The sequence below is a fragment of the Pseudomonas sp. GW456-E7 genome (assembly GCF_059424105.1).
Window position 1 is genome coordinate 57,594 of sequence record NZ_JBWKZB010000029.1, and the last position, 20,725, is coordinate 78,318.

19 protein-coding genes are annotated in these 20,725 nt (G+C 61.7%); 12 read left to right on the plus strand and 7 right to left on the minus strand.

The genetic code is table 11. The features are described from left to right. The first annotated feature begins 89 nt into the window (after window positions 1-89). From AC07YV_RS18725 to AC07YV_RS18745, 5 genes are all read left to right on the plus strand, one after another. Window positions 90-710: a LysE family translocator gene (locus tag AC07YV_RS18725; RefSeq protein WP_102700577.1), complete on the plus strand. Its 621-nt coding sequence runs from the start codon at window positions 90-92 to the stop codon at window positions 708-710. A 32-nt stretch (window positions 711-742) separates the two neighbouring features. Then, window positions 743-1,699 carry a Dyp-type peroxidase gene (locus tag AC07YV_RS18730; RefSeq protein WP_494990337.1) on the plus strand — a complete coding sequence of 319 codons (957 nt, stop codon included), beginning with the start codon at window positions 743-745 and terminating at the stop codon, window positions 1,697-1,699. Window positions 1,700-1,769: 70 nt separating this feature from the next. Next, window positions 1,770-2,852 (plus strand): bifunctional transcriptional activator/DNA repair enzyme AdaA, encoded by a 1,083-nt coding sequence (locus AC07YV_RS18735; protein ID WP_102700575.1) that lies wholly within the window; start codon window positions 1,770-1,772, stop codon window positions 2,850-2,852. Window positions 2,853-2,887: 35 nt separating this feature from the next. Then, window positions 2,888-3,700: an isocitrate lyase/PEP mutase family protein gene (locus AC07YV_RS18740; RefSeq protein ID WP_102700574.1), complete on the plus strand. Its 813-nt coding sequence runs from the start codon at window positions 2,888-2,890 to the stop codon at window positions 3,698-3,700. A gap of 4 nt (window positions 3,701-3,704) precedes the next feature. After that, window positions 3,705-4,322 (plus strand): DNA-3-methyladenine glycosylase family protein, encoded by a 618-nt coding sequence (locus AC07YV_RS18745; protein ID WP_102700573.1) that lies wholly within the window; start codon window positions 3,705-3,707, stop codon window positions 4,320-4,322. A 128-nt stretch (window positions 4,323-4,450) separates the two neighbouring features. On the opposite strand, the gene AC07YV_RS18750 is transcribed toward AC07YV_RS18745, so the two are convergent. The 3 genes from AC07YV_RS18750 to AC07YV_RS18760 all read right to left on the minus strand — a co-directional run bounded on the left by AC07YV_RS18750 (window position 4,451) and on the right by AC07YV_RS18760 (window position 7,660). Further along, entirely contained in the window at window positions 4,451-5,548 is a 1,098-nt protein-coding gene (locus AC07YV_RS18750) for an extracellular solute-binding protein (RefSeq protein ID WP_102700572.1), read from the minus strand. Window positions 5,549-5,550: 2 nt separating this feature from the next. After that, the gene (gene aguA / locus AC07YV_RS18755; protein ID WP_102700571.1) at window positions 5,551-6,675 is read right to left on the minus strand and encodes an agmatine deiminase; all 1,125 of its coding nucleotides are present in this window, start codon (window positions 6,673-6,675) and stop codon (window positions 5,551-5,553) included. 100 nt (window positions 6,676-6,775) lie between these two features. After that, on the minus strand, window positions 6,776-7,660 hold the full coding sequence (locus AC07YV_RS18760; protein WP_102700570.1) for a LysR substrate-binding domain-containing protein: 885 nt from the start codon (window positions 7,658-7,660) through the stop codon (window positions 6,776-6,778). 355 nt (window positions 7,661-8,015) lie between these two features. Between AC07YV_RS18760 and AC07YV_RS18765 the strand changes: the two genes are divergently transcribed. Beyond that, complete coding sequence (locus AC07YV_RS18765; protein ID WP_102700569.1) at window positions 8,016-8,504, plus strand: GFA family protein; 489 nt, start codon at window positions 8,016-8,018, stop codon at window positions 8,502-8,504. Between the two features lie 108 nt (window positions 8,505-8,612). Continuing rightward, window positions 8,613-10,856, plus strand: a complete 2,244-nt coding sequence (locus AC07YV_RS18770) for a TonB-dependent siderophore receptor (protein ID WP_102700568.1) — start codon at window positions 8,613-8,615, stop codon at window positions 10,854-10,856. A 93-nt stretch (window positions 10,857-10,949) separates the two neighbouring features. Here the strand turns inward: AC07YV_RS18770 and AC07YV_RS18775 are convergent, their stop codons facing one another. Continuing rightward, a complete protein-coding gene (locus AC07YV_RS18775) occupies window positions 10,950-11,558 on the minus strand; it encodes a MiaE family protein (RefSeq protein WP_102700567.1) in 609 nt (202 codons plus the stop codon). 163 nt (window positions 11,559-11,721) lie between these two features. Between AC07YV_RS18775 and AC07YV_RS18780 the strand changes: the two genes are divergently transcribed. Then, window positions 11,722-12,585, plus strand: coding sequence for a universal stress protein (locus AC07YV_RS18780; RefSeq protein ID WP_102700566.1), 864 nt, complete (start codon window positions 11,722-11,724; stop codon window positions 12,583-12,585). Window positions 12,586-12,696: 111 nt separating this feature from the next. Here AC07YV_RS18780 and AC07YV_RS18785 read toward each other — a convergent pair whose 3' ends face one another. Next, entirely contained in the window at window positions 12,697-13,167 is a 471-nt protein-coding gene (locus AC07YV_RS18785; RefSeq protein ID WP_095966964.1) for a DUF1289 domain-containing protein, read from the minus strand. Window positions 13,168-13,621: 454 nt separating this feature from the next. Between AC07YV_RS18785 and acnB the strand changes: the two genes are divergently transcribed. Further along, window positions 13,622-16,222, plus strand: a complete 2,601-nt coding sequence (gene acnB / locus AC07YV_RS18790; protein WP_102700565.1) for a bifunctional aconitate hydratase 2/2-methylisocitrate dehydratase — start codon at window positions 13,622-13,624, stop codon at window positions 16,220-16,222. 171 nt (window positions 16,223-16,393) lie between these two features. Here the strand turns inward: acnB and AC07YV_RS18795 are convergent, their stop codons facing one another. Further along, the gene (locus tag AC07YV_RS18795) at window positions 16,394-16,600 is read right to left on the minus strand and encodes a hypothetical protein (RefSeq protein WP_494990338.1); all 207 of its coding nucleotides are present in this window, start codon (window positions 16,598-16,600) and stop codon (window positions 16,394-16,396) included. A gap of 40 nt (window positions 16,601-16,640) precedes the next feature. Further along, window positions 16,641-17,921: a serine/threonine transporter gene (locus tag AC07YV_RS18800; RefSeq protein ID WP_102700564.1), complete on the minus strand. Its 1,281-nt coding sequence runs from the start codon at window positions 17,919-17,921 to the stop codon at window positions 16,641-16,643. A 367-nt stretch (window positions 17,922-18,288) separates the two neighbouring features. Here AC07YV_RS18800 and AC07YV_RS18805 point away from each other — a divergent pair, with 367 nt between their 5' ends. The 3 genes from AC07YV_RS18805 (at window position 18,289) to AC07YV_RS18815 (ending at window position 20,582) form a co-directional block, all read left to right on the plus strand. After that, window positions 18,289-18,672 (plus strand): tautomerase family protein, encoded by a 384-nt coding sequence (locus AC07YV_RS18805; protein WP_102700563.1) that lies wholly within the window; start codon window positions 18,289-18,291, stop codon window positions 18,670-18,672. A gap of 29 nt (window positions 18,673-18,701) precedes the next feature. After that, window positions 18,702-19,289 (plus strand): TetR/AcrR family transcriptional regulator, encoded by a 588-nt coding sequence (locus AC07YV_RS18810; RefSeq protein WP_102700562.1) that lies wholly within the window; start codon window positions 18,702-18,704, stop codon window positions 19,287-19,289. A gap of 327 nt (window positions 19,290-19,616) precedes the next feature. Continuing rightward, a complete protein-coding gene (locus AC07YV_RS18815) occupies window positions 19,617-20,582 on the plus strand; it encodes a 2-hydroxyacid dehydrogenase (RefSeq protein WP_102700561.1) in 966 nt (321 codons plus the stop codon). Window positions 20,583-20,725 lie beyond the last annotated feature (143 nt).

Consider the following 20,725-nt stretch of genomic DNA (forward strand, 5'->3'; position numbering starts at 1 on the left):
CCTGATACGGTGGTTTACGCCCATCACTGTATGGGTCTGACCACCGCCGGGCTGTGATAAAAATAGCGCTCTTGCTTCAGGAGCCGACCATGGACCTCGCCACCCTCACCCTGTTTCTGCCGGCCTGCTTCGCCCTCAACATGGCACCCGGGCCCAACAACCTGCTGTCGGTCAGCAATTCGACCCGCTATGGCTACCGCACCGCGTGCGTGGCCGGCATCGGCCGGTTGCTGGCGTTCGCCGGGATGATTGCCCTGGCCTCGGCGGGGTTGGCGGTGGTGCTGCAGACCTCAGAGCTGTTGTTCTACGCCATCAAGATCCTGGGTGCGGCGTATCTGTTCTACCTCGCCTGGCAATTGTGGCGTGCCAATCCCGGTGTCGAGAACCTGGTCACCAGTGCGCCCGTGGGCACGCTGGCACTGGCCCGGCAGGAGTTCCTGGTGGCGGCCGGCAACCCCAAGGCGATCCTGATCTTCACCGCGTTCCTGCCGCAATTCGTCGACTCGACCCAGGCCATTGCGCCGCAGTTCGTCGTATTGGGCGCGTTGTTCCTGGTGCTGGAATGGGTCGCCATCGGCGCCTATGCCTATATGGGCCTGCACATGCGCCGCTGGTTCGCCAGGCCGTCCGGCAAGCGCCTGTTCAACCGCTGCTGCGCCGGGTTGCTGTCGGCGGCGGCTTCAGTGTTGCTGATGGCGCGACGCGCCTGAATATTCCGCCTGCTCATGGAGTGCAAATGCCAATGGATCACCCAACACCAGAGCCTCAAGCGGTATGCAGCCCCATCACCGGCAGCGCGATTTTCATCGTCGCCACATTGGCACCCGGCGGCGATGCGGCCGCTAAAGTGCGGGCCTGGTGTGCAGACATCGCGGCCCTCACGCGCTCGGTCGGCAAACGTGTTCCCTCCGGCAATTTGTCGTGCATCTGTGGCTTTGGCTCCAGTGCCTGGAACACCTTGTTCGGCAGCCCTCGCCCGGCTTCGCTGCACGGGTTTCGCGAGTTCGGCGCCGAAGGACGTCGAGCGCTGGCAACACCGGGCGACATATTGCTGCACATTCGTGCCGAGCAGATGGACCTGTGCTTCGAACTGGCCACGCAATTGCTCTCGTCCCTTGGAGACGCGGTCACGGTCGTCGATGAAGTTCAGGGCTTTCGCTATTTCGATATGCGCAGCATCATCGGCTTTGTCGATGGCACCGAAAACCCGGTCGGTCGCAAGGCTGCCCACTTCACGATGGTCGGCGATGAAGACCCGCTGTTTGCCGCGGGCAGCTATGTGCTGGTACAGAAATACCTGCACGACATGACGGCCTGGAACGCGCTCTCAGTCGAGGCCCAGGAACGGGTGATCGGGCGCACGAAATTGTCCGATATCGAACTGGATGACTCGATCAAACCCAGTTGCTCCCACAGCGCCTTGACGACGATCACCAAGGACGGGCAGGAAGTGAAAATCCTGCGCGACAACATGCCGTTTGGCCGGCCCGGTGCCGGTGAGTTCGGCACGTATTTCATCGGCTATGCCCGTTCACCTGAGCCTATGGAACAAATGCTCGAGAACATGTTTGTCGGCAAGCCGCCTGGCAATTACGACCGCCTGCTGGATTTCAGCACGGCAGTCACGGGTGGCTTGTTCTTTGTGCCTTCGGCCGATCTGCTGGAAGAACTGGCCGATCGCGAGCCATCCCACACCTGATTGGAAACCACTGGAATTCGCTGTCGATTTTCCGGTGGAGGCCACCCATGACGCCCTCTATGCTGCGCCCATGAACCTACAAAAAACGCTGCTCCCGCCCCGCACCGAGATGGTTCGCGCCATGCTCGAACGAGACACCTCCTACGAGGGCGTGTTCTTCACGGCGGTCAAGACCACCGGCATCTTCTGCCGCCCCGGTTGCACCGCCCGCAGCCCGAAGCCGGATAATGTCGAGTTCTTTGCCAACGCCGAGCAATGCCTGGCGGCGGGCTACCGCGCCTGCCTGCGCTGCAAGCCGCTGGACACCGCCGCCAGCGCGCCGGACTGGGTGCAGAAGCTGTTCAAATCGGTAGACGCCGACCCGGAGCAGCGCTGGACCGACGCCCAGCTATTGGCCGCAGGCATCGAGCCGCTGAAACTGCGTCGCTGGTTCAAGCAGCATTTCGGCATGACCTTCCATGCCTGGCTGCGCGCCCGGCGCCTGGGCATGGCATTGGGCGGGATCAAACAGGGCGACTCCATCGACGCCGTCGCCTTCGATTCCGGCTACGAGTCCCTGAGCGGCTTTCGCGATGCCTTTCAAAAGTCGTTTCACATCACCCCGGGCCGCGCGGCCAACAGCGAGCCGCTGCTGTTCACGCGCCTGACCACGCCGCTGGGGCCGATGATCGCCATGGCCGAACGGCGCGGGCTGGTGTTGCTGGAATTTCTCGATCAGGCCTCACTGAACCCTTCGGTCGAAGCGTTGCAAAACCGATTCGGTTACGCCGTGGCCCCGGGGCACAATACCCATTTGCAGCAGATCGAAGCGCAATTGTCGGCGTACTTTGCCGGGACGCTGACCGAGTTCAGCGTTGCCCTGCACATGCCCGGCAGCGAGTTCTCCCGCCGCGTCTGGGCTGAACTGGCGAAGATCCCCTACGGCCAGACCACCACCTACGGCACCATTGCGGCGACGCTGGGCAAGCCCGGTGCCAGCCGGGCGGTAGGCCTGGCCAACGGGCATAACCGCTTATCGATTGTCGTGCCGTGCCACCGCGTGATCGGCGCCGACGGCTCGCTGACCGGCTACGCTGGAGGCCAGCCACGCAAGGCGTTTCTGCTCAGGCTGGAAAACGCTGCGGTGCAGCTCACGGAGCAGTTGGCGCTCTGATCCCCCCACAGGCTTTTCATAAGGAAGGAAACTCGATGGACAGGCTCGACAATCTACTGCACCAACTGCATCACGAAGGTTTGCTGATCCTCACCAACGTCGCCGATGCCGCCGGGGCGCGACTGGTAGAGCAACTGGGCAACAAGGCGGTGGCCACCAGCAGCGCCGCGGTGGCCTGGGTGCATGGCTACCCGGACGGCAACACCCTGCCCCTTGAGCGCCTGGTCTCGACCGTCGAGTCGATTGCCCGGGTCATTTCGGTGCCGCTGACCGTGGACATCGAGGCCGGTTACTCCGACGACCTGGAACGGGTGGCACAGGTGGTTGACGCGGTGATCGCCGCCGGCGCGGTAGGGATCAATATCGAGGACGGTTCCTCGCCGCCGGAGTTGCTGGTACGCAAGATTGAAATCGCGCGCCAGGTGGCCGATCGACGTAACGTGAACCTGTTCATCAATGCGCGCACCGATGTCTACCTGCGCGGCCTGGTGCCTGCCGAAGACCGCGTCGCCGAAACCCTCAGGCGCGCCGCGCTGTATCAGGCGGCCGGTGCCAATGGCCTGTTTGCCGCGGGCGTTACCGCCGAGTACGAGATCAAGGCGCTGTGCCACGGCACCTCGTTGCCATTGAATGTGCTGGGGTTCCCGGGCCTGCCGTCGCCCGAAGCGCTTGAAGCGCTTGGCGTACGCCGTCTGAGCGCCGGTTCCGGCATCGCCGAATTCCTCTATGGCGCCATGGCCGGCATCGCCCAAAGCTTTTTGCAAACAGGCAAATTCGATAGCCACAACCTGAAAGCTTTCACCTATGGCGAAATCAACGCCCTGTTGAAACCGTCCGGGAAAGCCTGAGCCCATGGTCGACGGCTATCGGGCAGCCAGTGAGTTCCTGGCCGCCATCGATGACGACTGGCGTCGCCACATCGACGCCATCGGCCCGTGCCTGCACCAGCCGCATGCGGCTCGTGATCCGTACGAGTCGCTGGTGCGGGCGATTGCCTATCAGCAACTGCACGCCAAGGCCGGCGATGCGATTGTCGGACGGCTGCTGGCGCTGTTCGGTTCGGGCTCCCTTCCCCGGCCTGAACAGATCGTCGCCACGGACTTCGACCGATTGCGCAGTTGCGGATTCTCCGCGAGCAAGATCGCGACCATCCAGGGTATCGCCCAGGCATCGCTGGACGGTGTGGTACCGGATTACGCCACGGCGCTGGCCATGGACGATGAAGCATTGATCGAGCGGTTGATCACGTTGCGCGGGGTGGGGCGCTGGACCGTGGAGATGCTGCTGATCTACAGCCTGGAACGCCCGGACATCCTGCCGGCCGACGACTTTGGCGTGCGCGAGGGTTATCGCCGGCTCAAGGGGCTCCAGGTGCAGCCGACACGCAAGCAGATGATCGAGATCGGCTCGGCGTGGAGCCCGTATCGGACGGTGGCGGCCTGGTATTTGTGGCGGGTGCCCGGGCGGTAGACCGCGTTATCGTTCTTCGCGAGCAAGCCCGCTCCCACAGTGTCCGAGTCGTACACAAAAAATATGTATACCGCTAAACCTGTGGGAGCGGGCTTGCCCGCGAAGACGTCAGTCCAGTCAACACAGCATCACAACCCCGACTTCAACCGGCTGAACGCCCGGATCAACGCCCGGTTGAACGCCTTGCCATTGTCATTCTTGCTGTACAACGAAGCCTTGACCGCGGCCGGTGGATACGTCCCCGGATCATTGCGGATCGCCGGGTCGATCAGGCCATCCGCCGCCGTGATCGCATTGGCGTAATGGATGGTGTCGGTGATCGGCGCAATCACGTGCGGGGTCATCAGGTAGTCCATCAATGCCAGGCCGGCCTTCGGATGCGGCGCATCCTTGGGAATGACCATGGCATCGAACCAGATCAACGTGCCCTCCTTCGGAATCCGGTACTTGAGCGAATAGGGTTTGCCCGCCGCCTCGGCCTGGCCCGCCGCGATGCCCACGTTGCCGTTCCACGACATCGCCACGCAGGTGTTGCCGTTGGCCAGGTCGCTGATGTTCAGGTCGTTGTCGAAGTAGCGAATGTACGGCCGAATCTTCGCCAGTTGCTGCTCGGCGAGTTTCAGGTCGTCGAGGTTCTGGCGATTGATGTCCAGCCCCATGTACTTCATGACCGCCGCGAACACTTCATTGGGATCGTTGAGCAGGCTGACCCCGCAATCGGCGAATTTCGCGACCACTGCCGGGTCGAACAGCATCGCCCAACTGTCGGTCGGCGCGTCGGGCAGGCGCTGTTTCACGGCCTGTTCCTGATAACCCACGCCCGTGGTGCCCCAGGCGTAGATCCCGGCATAGCGGTTGCCCGGATCGAACACCGCCATGTGCTGGCGGAACTCCTCGCCGACGCCAGCGAAATGCGGCAGTTGCTGCTTGTCGACCGTCTGCACCGCACCACTCTCGATGGCGCGCGACAGGTGCTGCCCCGCCGTCAACACCAGGTCGTAGCCACTGCGACCGGTGAGCAGCTTGGTCTCGACGGTTTCCAGGGAGTCGAAGTGATCGACCACCACATGGATGCCGGTTTTTTCCTCGAAATTCTTCAGGGTATCCGGGGCCAGGTACTCGCCCCAGATATACAGGTTGACCACCGGTTTGGCGGTATCGGCGGCCTGCACACACAGGGGTGCAAGCACCAGCAGTATTGCTTGAGTCAGTTTGTGCAGGCCCATGGTCACACTCCCTTTTTGTTGCAAGCAGTGCCGGCGTACTGCGGCATGGTGATGCATGCGACGTTGCCACCGCCGAGGAGGATTTCCCGGGAGTTTTCGATGCCGACGATGTTGTGTTTCGGAAACAGCTCGGCCAGGGTCGCCAGCGCCACCTTGTCGTTGCGATCACCAAACAGCGGCACCACGATGGCGCTGTTGCCGGCGTAGTAGTTGATGTACGACGCGCAGATCTTCGTCCCGGCCTGGCGGGTATGGGTGCTGTCCTGCTGGTCCAGCCCTTCGGCTTCTTCGGCCGTCCACTCCAGCACATCCGGCTGCGGCAGCTTGTGCACGATCAGCTCGCGGCCGCGACTGTCGCGGGTGCTGCGCAGGATGTCATAGGCTTCCTGATAGATTTCCCACTGCGGGTCGTCGCGGTTGTCGGTCCATTGCAGCACCACTTCACCGGGGCGCACGAAGCAGGCGAGGTCGTCGACGTGGCCATCGGTTTCGTCGAACTTGCAGCCCCGCGGCAGCCAGATCACCTGCTCGGCACCGAGGTAGTCGGTGAGGCGACGGGTGACTTCGTCCTTGCCCAGATGCTGGTTGCGGTTACGGTTGAGCAGGCATTGCTCGGTGGTGAGGATGCTGCCCTGGCCGTCGCTCTGGATGCCGCCCAGTTCGGCAATCAAGGGGGCGCGATAGCGGTCGAAGCGTTCGATTTCGAGGATCTTGCTCGCGATCTGGTCGTCCTTGTCCCACGGGTAGTACAGGCCGCCGTCGAGTCCGCCGTAGGCATTGAACTCGAAGTCGACGCCGCGCACTTCGCCGCTCTGGTCATTGACCACAAAGCACGGGCCGCTGTCGCGGAACCAGGTGTCGTTGCAGGTCATTTCCACCACACGCACTTGCGGCGGCAACTGCCGGCGCGCGGTGGCGAACTGTGCCGCCGAGGCGCACACGGTGACCGGTTCGCTCATGGAAATGGCGGTGACGATCTGCACCCAGACTTTCTGCGCAGGCTTGGCACCGTTGCGCCAGACGTCGGTGCGCTCCGGCCAGCCGAGCCAGCAACCGGACTTGGCTTCGAATTCGCCGGGCAGACGGAAACCGTCCTGTTTGGGAGTGGTGTCGAGCAAACGGGCCATGGTCAAACCTCTTCAGCAGGGATTGGAATGACCACAGGCTAAGGGTGTTGGCGACTGGCTCGCCAACGATGATTATTTCGGAATACTTGAATTCAACTCATCAATCGAGCAACTGATCGTTGAACCATTCCAGCATCTGCGCCACGGCCGGACGCTCCAGCCGCACCCGTTCGCACACCAGCGCGTATTGGCCCAGGGCGGTCATGCTCGACGTGAACGGCCGTACCAGGCGGCCGCTGAGCAAATCTTCCTGGGCCGTCAGGTTGTCGCCCATGGCCACGCCCTGCCCTTGCGCCGCCGCCTCCAGCGCCAGCCCGGCATGGGCGAAATACAACTGGCGGTCGGGGCGCTGGTCACCGGCATGGCTGGTGAGCCACGCGGTCCAGGTCTTGCCGTCCTGGTCGTCGTGCAACAGGCAATGGCGGGCCAGGTCCTTCGGGGTTTTCAGCGAGCCCTGGTTGAACAGGCCGGGGCTGCACACCGGGAAGAACTGCAACGCCGGCAGCGGCCGGACGAAATACGCGCTGCTGTCCACCGGGCCGGTGCCGTAGGTGATCGCCAGGTCGATGTCTTCCCCCGGGGCCGTGGCGTCGATCGGTTGTTCGTACAGATGCAGGGTGATGTGCGGATAGCGCGCATAGAAATCCGTGAGACGGCTCATCAGCCACTTTTGCGCCAGCTCGGCGGTCACCGCCAGACGCAGCACCGCGAGCGATGAAGGATCGCGCAGTTCATCGCAGGCATCGCCAATCAGTTCGAACGCCTGCTGCAAACTCTGCATCAGGCGCCCGGCGGCCAGGGTCGGGCGAATCTGCCGGCCTTCGCGCACGAACAGCGGCACACCGAGCTGCTCCTCGAGCTGGCGAATCTGGTGGCTGACCGCGCTGTCGGTGACACACAACTCGGCCGCCGCCCGGCCGAAATGGGCATGGCGAGCCGCGCATTCGAAGGTTCGCAGGGCTGCCAGGGAAGGTAATCGTCGCATCAGGTCGTGTCCCGGTTTCGAGGGGGACATGCTGACTTGGCCTTTGGCAGGCGTCCAGTGGGACCGCGTTATCGTTCTTCGTCGGAACGCCGCCCGGAGCAAGCCCGCTCCCACAGGGGATCGCATTCAAAATGTGGGAGCGGGCTTGCTCGCGAATGGGCCGGCCCACTCACCACAAATCCACCCGCCCATCACCTTCCCTTATGGATCATGACATCCACCCGCACCCGGCACATGCTGGACGTGACCCGCGCACAAAGCGGCGATGCCGAACTCACCCTGGCTTTTCGCACCTGTCGAGTCACGCTAAGGGTCTAGGCTGTCCCGGGTACGCTCAAGACAGCCCGAGGCTCCCATGCAACTCGAAGGTTCCTGCCATTGCGGCGCGGTGTCGTTCAGCCTGACCTGCGCCCACCCCTACCCCTACCAGCGTTGCTACTGCTCGATCTGCCGCAAGACCCAGGGCGGTGGCGGCTATGCGATCAACCTCGGGGGCGATGCCGCCAGCCTCAAGGTGCGCGGGCGCAAGCACATCGCGATTTACCATGCGCGGCTCAAGGAAGAAGGCGACAAACGCGCCCACAGCAGCAGCGCCGAGCGGCATTTCTGTGCGGTCTGCGGCTCGGGCCTGTGGCTGTTCAGCCCGCAGTGGCCGGAATTGATTCATCCGTTCGCCTCGGCCATCGACACGCCGCTGCCGGTACCGCCGGAGCACACGCACCTGATGCTCGGCTCGAAAGCGCCGTGGGTGGAGGTCCAGGCGCAGCCCGGGGATCAGCAGTTCGATCTGTACCCTGAAGAATCCATCGCCCAGTGGCATCAGCGTCTCGGCCTGGCTGGCTGAGAATAATTATCAGTTTTTTTCAGGCGGCAGTTCCCCTTTGCATGTTTCGTTCGGTTAACCCCTCAGAAGCACTTCAACTACCGATCGATTCGATGCAAAGGGATCCCCATGTCGCACCCGCTTGTCACCCGTTTCCGTTTTGCCTTGTGCCCTCTGGCGCTGGCCCTGCCCGCCGCCCTGCTGAGCCTCACCGCCCACGCCGCTGAAACCGATGCCGAGAAGAAGCCGGCGAAGGACGACGGTGTACTGCAACTGGGCGCAACGACCATTTCCGCCCAGGCGCTGGGCGCCACCACCGAAGGCACCCACTCCTACACCACCGGTTCAACGTCTTCGGCCACCGGCCTGCCCCTGTCGATCCGCGAAACGCCGCAATCGGTGACCGTCATCACCCGCCAGCAGATGGACGACCGCGGCGTGCAGACCATCGGCGACGCGCTACGCAACACCCCCGGCATTTCGACGCAGAAGTACGACAGTGACCGCACCGAGTTTTCCGCCCGTGGCTTTGCCATCACCAACTTCCAGTACGACGGCATCAACATCCCGTATGACGGCGTCTACGGTGAAAACCCCAGCAATGGCGACGACGCCTCCAGCCTGGACCGCATCGAAATCGTCAAGGGTGCGACCGGACTGATGACCGGTTCGGGCGACCCGTCCGCCACCGTCAACCTGATCCGCAAGAAGCCGACCAAGGAATTCAAGGCGTCGATCAGCGGCACCGTCGGTTCGTGGGATGCCTATCGCAGCGTCGGTGACATTTCCGGTTCGCTGAACGATTCCGGCAGCGTACGTGGCCGCTTTGTCGGCGCCTATTCCGACAAGAACTCCTATCAGGATCACTACAGCCAGAAGAAGGACCTGTTCTACGGCGTCCTCGAAGCCGACCTGACGCCCGACACCCTGCTGACCTTCGGCGTCGACAAGTCCAGCACCACTCCGCGCGGCTCGTCCTGGACCGGCAACCCGGTGTACTTCTCGGACGGCGGCCGTACCGACTTCCCGCGTCACTTCAACCCGGGCGCCGACTGGAGTCGTCGCGACTTCGACGACATCACCTACTTCGCCTCCCTGGAACAGGCCCTGGCCAACGACTGGACGTTCAAGGCCACTGTCGACCAGAAAACCACCGATCACGACACTCGCCTGGCCTCGGCCAGTGGCGGCAACCCGGACCGTGCCACCGGTGAAGGCATGTTCCTGTACTGGGGGCGCTGGGAAGGTCATCGGGTGCAAAACACCGCTGACGTGAACGTCACCGGTCCCTTCTCACTGGGTGGCCGCGAGCATGAACTGGTGGCCGGTTTCATGGCCTCCCACTCGCGCCAGACCGGCGCGACCTTCGACACCAGCGCCTTCGCCATGGTCCCCGGGAGCATCTACGACTGGAACGGCGATCTGCCGGAACAGGACTTCCCGAAGAACGGCAAGTACGAACGCACCCAAAGCCAGAACGGCCTGTACCTGGCCACGCGCCTGCACGCGACCGATGACCTGTCGATCATCCTCGGCAGCCGCTTGAGCACCTTCAAGTACAACGAAGACTATTCGTACTATCCGGGTGCGGGACTCGATGACACCCATGCCAGCTACAAGGAACATGGCGTGGTCACGCCTTATGCCGGTGTGGTCTATGACCTGGATGACACCTACTCGGCCTACGCCAGCTACACCAGCATCTACCAGCCGCAAACCTACAAGGACATCAACGGTTCGACCCTGGCGCCGGTCGAAGGCGACAGCTACGAAGCCGGCCTGAAAGCCGCCTACTTCGACGGGCGACTGAATGCCAGCCTGGCCTTCTTCCGCATCGAGCAAGACAACCTCGCTGAATCGATCGGCACCAACGCGGTGACCAACGAAGGCATCTACAAAGCCGTCGACGGCGCGACCACCAAAGGCGTCGAGCTGGAATTGGCCGGTGAATTGGCCGAAGGCTGGAACGTGTCGGCCGGCTACACCTACGCCCGCACCCGTGACGCCGATGAACAGCGCATCTTCGGCTTCCCGCTGTCCACCAGCAAACCGGAACACGTCGTGCGTACGTTCACCACCTACCGCCTGCCCGGCGCACTGGACAAGGTGACCATCGGCGGCGGCATCAGCTGGCAGAGCGCGTTCTACGGCAAGATCTACAGCCCGACCGTGGGCGACTACACCCGCATCAAGCAAGGCGGTTACACCCTCGTCGACCTGATGAGCCGCTACCAGTTCAACGAGAACCTGAGCTTCACCGTCAACGCCAACAACGTCTTCGACAAACGCTACCTGACGGGCCTGGGCAACTTCGACACCACGTACTACGGCGAACCGCGTAACGTGATGTTGACCACCACGTGGGATTTCTGAAGCTGAACACCTGACAAAAATCGGCCTTTTTGGCTAATACCAGTCAGTCAAGCCGTGGAACCTGTGGGAGCGCGTCGGAACCACACCAGTTGATCAGGCTGCGACCGGTACACCGCTATGGAAACGGAATTCCACATCCGGGGATTCGATCAGTTCCTGTTCGGCGGCGCGGACCTTGTCGATCACCTGGGCGATGTCCCTGGCGTCGCCATACTGGTAGGCCAGTTTCAGGTAACCCTGGAAATGCCGCGCCTCGCTCTTGAGCAAACCGAAATAGAACTTGCCCAATTCTTCGTCCAGATGCGGCACCAGCGCTTCGAAACGCTCGCAACTGCGGGCCTCGATGAAGGCGCCCACCACCAAGGTGTCCACCAGCTTCACCGGCTCGTGACTGCGCACCACCTTGCGCAGGCCCGACGCATAACGCCCGGCAGACAGCTGGCGCAGGCCAATCTTGCGGCGCTTCATCAGGCGCATGACCTGCTCGTGGTGCACCAGTTCTTCCCGGGCCAGGCGCGACATCATGTTGATCAGGTCGACGTGGGAATGGTACTTGGCGATCAGGCTCAACGCGGTGCTGGCGGCCTTGAATTCGCAGTTCTTGTGGTCGATCAGCAAGGTTTCCTGATCGGCCAGCGCGGCTTGAACCCAGCCGTCGGGGGTGCGGCAGCCAAGGAACTCGTGAATTTCGGGAAGGATCATGGGGCTCACGGACAAATAGGTTCAAAACGAAGGGCGCCGATTATACCGGCCTGCCCGCAGACCACCAGTCGCCAACCGTTGATATGCATCAAGTCCCCGAATCGCAGGCAGCAACTATAGTTGTGCAACGCCGTGCCTTTTTTATTTTCAGGAGATCGCGCTCATGCAAGCCGTACGCAGCATTCTGGTGGTCATTGACCCCGAACACTCCGAAAGCCTCGCGCTTAAACGGGCGAAGCTGATCGCCGGCGTGACCCAGGCGCAGTTGCATCTGCTGGTGTGCGACCCCAAGCATGATCACAGTGCCATGTTGAGTGTGCTCAAGGCCGCTTTGACGGAGGACGGCTACAGCGTCACCACCGAGCAGGCCTGGAACCATAGCCTGCATCAAACCATCGTCGAGGTTCAGCAAGCCGAAGGCTGCGGTCTGGTGGTGAAGCAGCACTTTCCCGACAGTGCCCTGAAAAAGGCCCTGCTGACACCCGAAGACTGGAAATTGCTGCGCCAATGCCCTTCCCCGGTACTGCTGGTGAAAACCGCTGGCTCATGGAAAGACAAAGTGATCCTGGCCGCAGTCGACGTCGGCAACACCGACCTCGAACACCGCCACCTGCACGACACCATCATTAATCATGGCTATGACATCGCAACCCTGGCCAAGGCCCGTTTGCACGTGATCAGCGCCCACCCGTCACCGATGCTGTCTTCGGCCGACCCGACGTTTCAACTCAGCGAAACCATCCAGGCGCGCTACCGCGAGCAATGCAAGTCGTTCCAGGCCGAGTACGACATCGACGATGAACACCTGCACATCGAGGAAGGTCCGGCGGACGTGTTGATTCCGTTCATGGTGCACAAGCTGCAGGCGGCCGTGACCGTCATCGGCACCGTGGCGCGTAGCGGGTTGTCAGGCGCGTTGATCGGCAATACGGCGGAAGTGGTGCTCGATGCGGTCGAGAGCGATGTATTGGTGCTCAAGCCGACGGAGATCGAGGATCATCTTGAGGAGATTGCCGGCAAGCATTGAGATATGTGGTGATTGAAAGGCCGTCTTCGCGAGCAAGCCCGCTCCCACAGAGGATTTGTGAACGACGCAAATCCCCTGTGGGAGCGGGCTTGCTCGCGAAGCTTTTAAAAATCAGCCTTCAAACGCGTCCTTGAGGAACCCCGGCGCTATGTAGCGCTGGTAATGCGCCTCGGAGAGCAGGAAAAATTCCCGATCAATGGCATCGCGCAATTCCGGCAGGTTCCAGTCGCGAAATTCCGGCAGCAACACCATCCCGTAGGCTTCCAGGTTGTTGATCACCCGCGCCCCCCGGGCGATCAACTGGTAGGCCCAGCAATATTCCGACTGATGGGGCACGAAACGGATCTTGCGTTGCTCCAGCTGCATCCGCAGCTGCGCCGGATCGAAAATCTCCACCTTGGCGGCCATCACTTGCGACAGCAATTGCTCAAGACGCAGCCATACAGCGCGCTTTTCCTCCTCGTTGTAACCGTTCCAGTGGATCACTTCGTGGTGGAAACGCTTGCAGCCACGGCACACCAGGTCACCGTAAACAGTGGAGCAAAGGCCGACGCACGGCGTCTTGATGGTCTGATTGGGCATAGGTAGGCAAAACGCGAAAAAGCAGAACAGGCCGGCATGTTAGACCTTTGTCCACCATTGATCACCCCTCAAAGTTCAGGGCCATGGCTAAATCGGCGTTTACCGGCCGCCACCAAAGTCCAATAAAACCTGACTTACCTTAAATTTTTTTTTGCCGTAGAATCAGCCTGCCTTTTTAGGCGCCAATGTCCGTTAGAAGCTGTTTTCAAAGCGTCACGAGCACAGTCGTTCCTTCAGAGCGGTGTTGGCGAGGGGTTTTTCCAGCGGGGAAAAGCCCAACGCCAACCCTCATCAGCTCCCGTTCTGCAGGCGTAAAACTTTGAAAGCAGCTTCTGTAAGGAATTGTCGGTAATTCTGGCTAAGTGGCTCACAACGCCATGCAGCGCATGAGTACGGCAATTTCGGGATGAGCGTCCCGGACACCCATTTGGGACCACTGATGAGGGTAATAACTGTGCTTGAAGCCTACCGCAAACATATCGAAGAGCGCGCAGCACTGGGTATCGTTCCCCAGCCGCTAAACGCCGAACAAACTGCAGGCCTGGTCGAGCTGCTGAAAAATCCCCCGGCTGGCGAAGAAGCATTCCTCGTTGACCTGATCACCAATCGCGTTCCGCCTGGAGTGGACGAAGCAGCCTATGTCAAGGCCGGCTTCCTGTCCGCCATCGCCAAAGGCGAAGCCAACTCCCCCCTGATCGACAAGAAGCGCGCTGTTGAACTGCTCGGCACCATGCAGGGCGGCTACAACATCGTGACCCTGGTGAACCTGCTGGACGACGCCGAATTGGCGCCAGTAGCCGCCGAAGAACTCAAGCACACCCTGCTGATGTTCGATGCCTTCCACGACGTCGCGGAAAAAGCCAAGAACGGCAACGTTCACGCCAAAGGCGTACTGCAGTCCTGGGCTGACGGCGAGTGGTTCGTCAAGCGCCCTACCCTGGCCGACAAGATCAGCCTGCGCGTGTTCAAGGTCTCCGGCGAAACCAACACCGACGACCTGTCCCCTGCTCCGGATGCCTGGTCCCGCCCGGACATCCCGCTGCACGCCCTGGCCATGCTGAAAATGGCGCGCGACGGCATCGTGCCGGACGCACAAGGCGTCACCGGTCCGATGAAGCAGATCAAAGAAATGCGCAACGCCGGCTTCCCGATCGCCTACGTCGGCGACGTGGTCGGTACCGGTTCTTCGCGTAAATCGGCGACCAACTCCGTACTGTGGTTCTTCGGCGACGACGTTCCTTACGTGCCGAACAAGCGTGCCGGCGGTTTCTGCTTCGGCAACAAGATCGCTCCGATCTTCTACAACACCATGGAAGATGCTGGCGCACTGCCAATCGAATTCGACGTTTCCAACATGAACATGGGCGACGTGATCGACCTGTACCCGCATGCTGGCAAAGTCTGCAAACACGGCACCGACGAAGTCCTGACCACCTTCGAAATGAAGACCCCGGTCCTGTTGGACGAAGTTCGTGCTGGCGGCCGTATTCCGCTGATCATCGGCCGTGGCCTGACCGAGAAGGCTCGCGCCGAGCTGGGCCTGCCACCTTCGACCCTGTTCAAGAAGCCTGAAGCACCGGCTGAAAGCACCAAGGGTTTCACCCTGGCGCAGAAAATGGTCGGCAAGGCTTGCGGCGTGACCGGCGTGCGTCCGGGCACCTACTGCGAACCGAAGATGACCACCGTGGGTTCCCAGGACACCACAGGTCCAATGACCCGTGACGAACTGAAAGACCTGGCGTGCCTGGGCTTCTCGACCGACCTGGTGATGCAGTCCTTCTGCCACACCGCGGCTTATCCAAAGCCGATCGACGTGACCACCCACCACACCCTGCCTGACTTCATCATGACCCGCGGCGGCGTTTCCCTGCGTCCGGGCGACGGCATCATCCACTCGTGGCTGAACCGCATGCTGCTGCCAGATACCGTCGGTACCGGTGGTGACTCCCACACCCGTTTCCCGATCGGCATCTCGTTCCCGGCCGGTTCCGGTCTGGTCGCGTTCGCCGCAGCCACTGGCGTCATGCCGCTGGACATGCCTGAGTCGGTCCTGGTTCGCTTCAAGGGCGAACTGCAGCCAGGCGTCACCCTGCGTGACCTGGTTCACGCCATTCCTTACTACGCGATCCAGGCTGGCCTGCTGACCGTAGAGAAGAAAGGCAAGAAGAACGCCTTCTCCGGTCGCATCCTGGAGATCGAAGGCCTGCCCAAGCTGACCGTCGAGCAAGCGTTCGAACTGTCCGACGCCTCGGCTGAACGTTCGGCTGCCGGTTGCACCATCCAGCTGTCCAAAGAGTCGATCGCTGAATACCTGCAGTCCAACATCACCCTGCTGCGCTGGATGATCGGCGAAGGCTACGGCGATGCCCGTACCCTGGAGCGTCGTGCCCAGGCGATGGAAGCCTGGCTGGCCAACCCTGAGCTGATGGAAGCGGACAAGGACGCCGAGTACGCCGAAATCATCGAGATCGACCTGGCCGACATCAAGGAGCCTGTACTGTGCGCTCCGAACGACCCGGACGACGCTCGCCTGCTCTCCAGCGTTGCTGGCGAGAAGATCGACGAAGTGTTCATCGGTTCGTGCATGACCAACATCGGTCACTTCCGCGCTGCCGGCAAGTTGCTGGAACAGGTCAAGGGTCAGCTGCCAACCCGTCTGTGGCTGTCGCCGCCGACCAAGATGGACGCTCACCAGCTGACCGAAGAAGGCTACTACGGCATCTACGGCAAGGCCGGCGCGCGCATGGAAATGCCGGGCTGCTCGCTGTGCATGGGTAACCAGGCACGTGTAGAGCCGAACTCGACCGTTGTGTCGACTTCGACCCGTAACTTCCCGAACCGTCTGGGTGACGGCGCGAACGTCTACCTGGCTTCGGCTGAGCTGGCGTCCGTGGCTTCCATCCTGGGTCGCCTGCCGACCGTCGAGGAGTACATGGAATACGCTGGCAAGATCGACAGCATGGCGGCCGATGTCTACCGCTACCTGTCCTTCGACCAGATCGCCGAGTTCCGTGAAGCTGCTGCGAACGCCAACATCCCGGTCGTTCAAGCCTAACGTTGCAACGCAATGAAAAACGCCGCCCATCGTGAGATGAGCGGCGTTTTTTTATGCCTTCTGCCTCAGCCCCCTCCCCCTGTGGGAGCGAGCTTGCTCGCGATAGCGGCGGGTCAGTCGACATGGATGTAACAGACAGACCGCCATCGCGAGCAAGCTCGCTCCCACAGGTTATGCGCCAGCCTTCAAGGCTTGCTGCACCGCACCATCCACACTCAACCCACTCAGCACCACCCCGCTAATCTCCACCTGCGGCAACACCGCCAACAGGTCCTGCCAACGGTTGGGTTGCTCGGTGGGATCAGCCTTCGGTTCGCTCGACAATCCAGTGCCTCCAGGCGAAAAAAAACCGCTGCACGTATCACGTGCAGCGGCCACTGTAGCTGTCAACCCGGCACTGCGCGAGCAGGCCGGTGGATCACGCGCTCAACGAATAGATCAACGCCGAGATCGCCACCAGCCCCACCGCCGTCACGAAGACGTTGGACGCCTGACCGCGATAGCGTGCCATCGCCGGCACCTTACGAATGGCGTACATCGGCATCAGGAACAGGATCGCCGCGATCACCGGGCCACCGAGGGTTTCGATCATCCCGAGGATGCTCGGGTTCAGCGTGGCGACGATCCAGCACACCACCAGCATGAACGCGGCGGTCATGCGGTCCAGGGCCTTGGCGGACGGACGCTTGCCGCTCTTGACGATCAGCCCCTTGAGACCTTCGCTGGCGCCGATGTAGTGCCCCAGGAACGACTTGGAGATGGCCACGAAGGCAATCAACGGTGCCGCGAAGGCGATAGTCGGGTTGCTGAAGTGGTTGGCCAGGTACGACAGGATCGACAGGTTCTGCGCCTTGGCTTCAGCCAGTTGCGCTGGCGACAGGGTCAGCACGCAACTGAAGACGAAGAACAGCACCATCGCCACCATCAACAGGTGCGCCCGGGACAGGATCTGCGAGCTGCGCTCCTCGGCGTGATCGCCGTAGCGACGCTTCTGGTCCACGGCGAACGCCGAGATGATCGGCGAATGGTTGAACGAGAACACCATCACCGGAATCGCCAGCCACAGGGTGTGCAACAGCGCCGACGGTGCCGGCACGCTGCTGGCGGTGGTCAGGATGCCGCCGTTCCAGTGCGGAACCAGGTACACCGCCAGGAACAGCAAGGCGACGATGAACGGATAGACCATCAGGCTCATGGCCTTGACGATCAGTTGCTCGCCGCAACGCACCACCGCCAGCAGGCCGAGGATCAGCACCAGCGACAGCACCGCGCGCGGCGGCGGCGTGATGTGCAGTTGATGCTCGAGGAAACTGCCCACGGTGTTGGTCAGGGCCACGCTGTAGATCAGCAGGATCGGGAAAATGGCGAAAAAGTACAGCAAGGTGATCAGCGCACCGGCCTTGATGCCGAAATGCTCTTCCACCACTTCCGTGATGTCGGCGCCTTCGCGACCGGACAACACAAAACGGGTCAGCCCGCGGTGCGCGTAGAACGTCATCGGGAACGCCAGCAACGCCAGGATCAGCAGCGGCCAGAAACCGCCGAGGCCCGCATTGATCGGCAAAAACAGGGTGCCCGCACCAATCGCCGTGCCAAACAGGCCCAGCATCCACGTGGTGTCCTGGCGATTCCAGCTCGAAAGCGTTGCGGGTGTTGCTGCTACATAGCGTTTGTTGACGCTATTGGCCTGATCATTCATCCGGTGGGATCTCCACATTCCGGTCACTTGCCACCCGGTCAGAACGCGTCGGAATACCCGACAGGCAGCGCCCTGACTGGAACAGGGGCGCGATTCTGGAGGATTAGTGAACAGAAGCAAAGACTTAGGTGAGGAACGGTGGTACCAGATTGACGAAAGTTCCCCCTGTGGGAGCGGGCTTGCTCGCGAAGGCGGTGTGTCAGACACATCAATGCTGAATGTGCCGCCGTCTTCGCGAGCAAGCCCGCTCCCACAGGGATTTGGCGGGTTCAGATACTGTGCTTGATCGCAAGATGGCGCTTGCCACTTGATAAAGGTCCACCATCATGTATTTTTAAACAACCTGCATTCCTCCTGGAGTCTTCCCATGCCACTGGTTCGCGTCGACATCAAAAAACATCAGGACCCCACCCACGCCAAACGCATCGGCCAACTGATCTACGCCGCGATGCACAGCACCATCGGCGTGCCGGAGAACGATAATTTCCAGATACTCGCCGAACACGATGAGCAGCATTTCATCTTTGATCCCGGTTACCTGGGTATCGACCGCACGGACCAGTTGGTGGTGATCCAGATCACCATGAGCGAGGGGCGAACCCTCGAGCAGAAAAAACGCCTCTACAAAACCATCGCCGAAAGTCTTCACACAGAGTTGGCCGTACGCCTGGAGGACGTTTTCATCAATCTGGTGGAAGTCAAAAAAGAGAATTGGTCGTTTGGCAACGGAATTGCCCAATACGCCCTCTGATGTTCAACCTCAAGACCTGAGAGTGACCCATGCCCCGCGTTTCCCGTAAACAAGCCGACCTCAACCGCGAGAACATCGTCGATGCCGCCACGCGGCTGTTCCGCGAACGCGGTTTGCACGGGATCAGTGTGGTGGATGTGATGGCCGCCGCGGGCCTGACCCACGGCGGCTTCTACGGGCACTTCGAATCCCGCGAAGCCCTGGCGCAAGAGGCCAGTGGCCGGGCCTTCGAGCAGGCCGCGCAACGCTGGCAAGCGCGGGTGGCCGATCAAGAGAGCAAGGACACCGCCCGCCGCGCCGTGGTCGGAACGTACCTGTCCAGCGAAAGCCGGGACAATCCGGGTGACAGCTGCCCGGTGGTGGCCTTTGCCGGGGACATGTGCCACGAGGCCGCCGAGAGCGGTTTGCGCCAAACCTATCTGCAGGGCCTGAACAACCTGCTCGACTCCCTGGGCTCGCTGCTCGACACCGAAGACGAGGCCGACAAACGGCAGCAGGCGCTGGTGCAGTATTCGCTGATGTTCGGCGCGTTGATGTTGTCCCGGGCGACCCGCGGCGATCCACTGTCGGATGAAATTCTCGAGGCTGCCCGAGCAGCACTCTCGGCGTCGAAATAAAAGGTACTTCACGCAATCCCGGGAAACTGTAGGAGCCAGCCTGCTGGCGATGGACTCCAGTGCGCCGCGTTCATCCAGCTCATACGCGTTATCGTTGACGACCATCGCTGCGATGCGGCGACCCGACAAGCCAGCTCCTACAGGGGACCGCGCCCACGCTAAAACTGTAGGAGCCAGCCTGCTGGCGATGGACTCAAGAGCGCCGCGTTCATCCAGTTCACACGCGTTATCGTTAACGACCATCGCCGGCGGTTGCCAAGCTATCCTGAAATCAGCAATCTCAAGTGACGTTCGAGCCGATTTTCCGATGCCCACAGGGAGCCAAGCATGCCTGTAACCGTTCTGGTACTGGTTGAAACCATCAATGATTACCTGCCTATTCTCGAACATCAGGGCTTCCACCTGATACTGGCCCCGACGCCCGCCGAGCGTGCCGAAGCCATCGCCCGCCACGCCGGGCAGATCGACGCCGTCCTGACCCGCGGACCATTGGGGCTGTATGCCGATGAAATCGCCGCGCTGCCCAAACTCAAGATCATCTGTGTGATCGGCGCCGGCTATGAACACGTCGACCTGCAGGCCGCCGCCGACCGGGGCATCACAGTCACCAATGGTGCCGGGGTCAACGCCTCGTCCGTCGCCGACCATGCCATGGCGCTGCTGCTGTCGCTGGTCCGCGACGTGCCCCGCTGTGATGCCGCCGTTCGGCGCGGCGAGTGGCCGAAGATCATGCGCCCTTCCCTCGCCGGCAAACGCCTGGGCATCCTCGGCCTCGGCGCGGTCGGCATGGCCATCGCCAAACGTGCCGGCGCCGGCTTCGACATGAGCATCTGCTATCACAACCGTCAACGTCGCAGCGATGTGCCCTACACGTTCTGCTCGACCCCGACCGAACTGGCGCGCGCCTCGGACTTCCTGATCGTCGCCACGCCCGGCGGCCTGGGCACCAAGCACCTGATCAATCGCCAGGTCCTAGACGCCTTGGGCCCCAAGGGTTTTATCGTCAACATCGCCCGGGCCAGCGTGATTGCCACCGCCGACCTGATCACCGCCCTGGAGCAACGCCGGATCGCCGGCGCCGCGCTGGATGTGTTCGACGCCGAACCGAAGGTGCCGGATGCGCTAAAGACCCTGAGCAACGTGATCCTCACGCCCCATGTCGCCGGGCTGTCCCCGGAAGCCACCCAGGGCACCGTCGAACTGGTGGGCAAGAACCTCGTGGCGTTTTTCTCCAGCCAACCGGTGCTGACGCCGATCGAATTGCCGCCGGCCATGAGCCGGGTGGTTCATTGAGGGCAATTCAAACAGCTGTATCAAAAACAATGATTGGCCGGCAACACGCTCACCTATAAGAGCCGATCGCGGTTGTGGGTGCGGGGTATGCGCATTAGATTAGCCAATAGTTTCAGGCCTCCAGAATAAGCAGAAGGGATAAG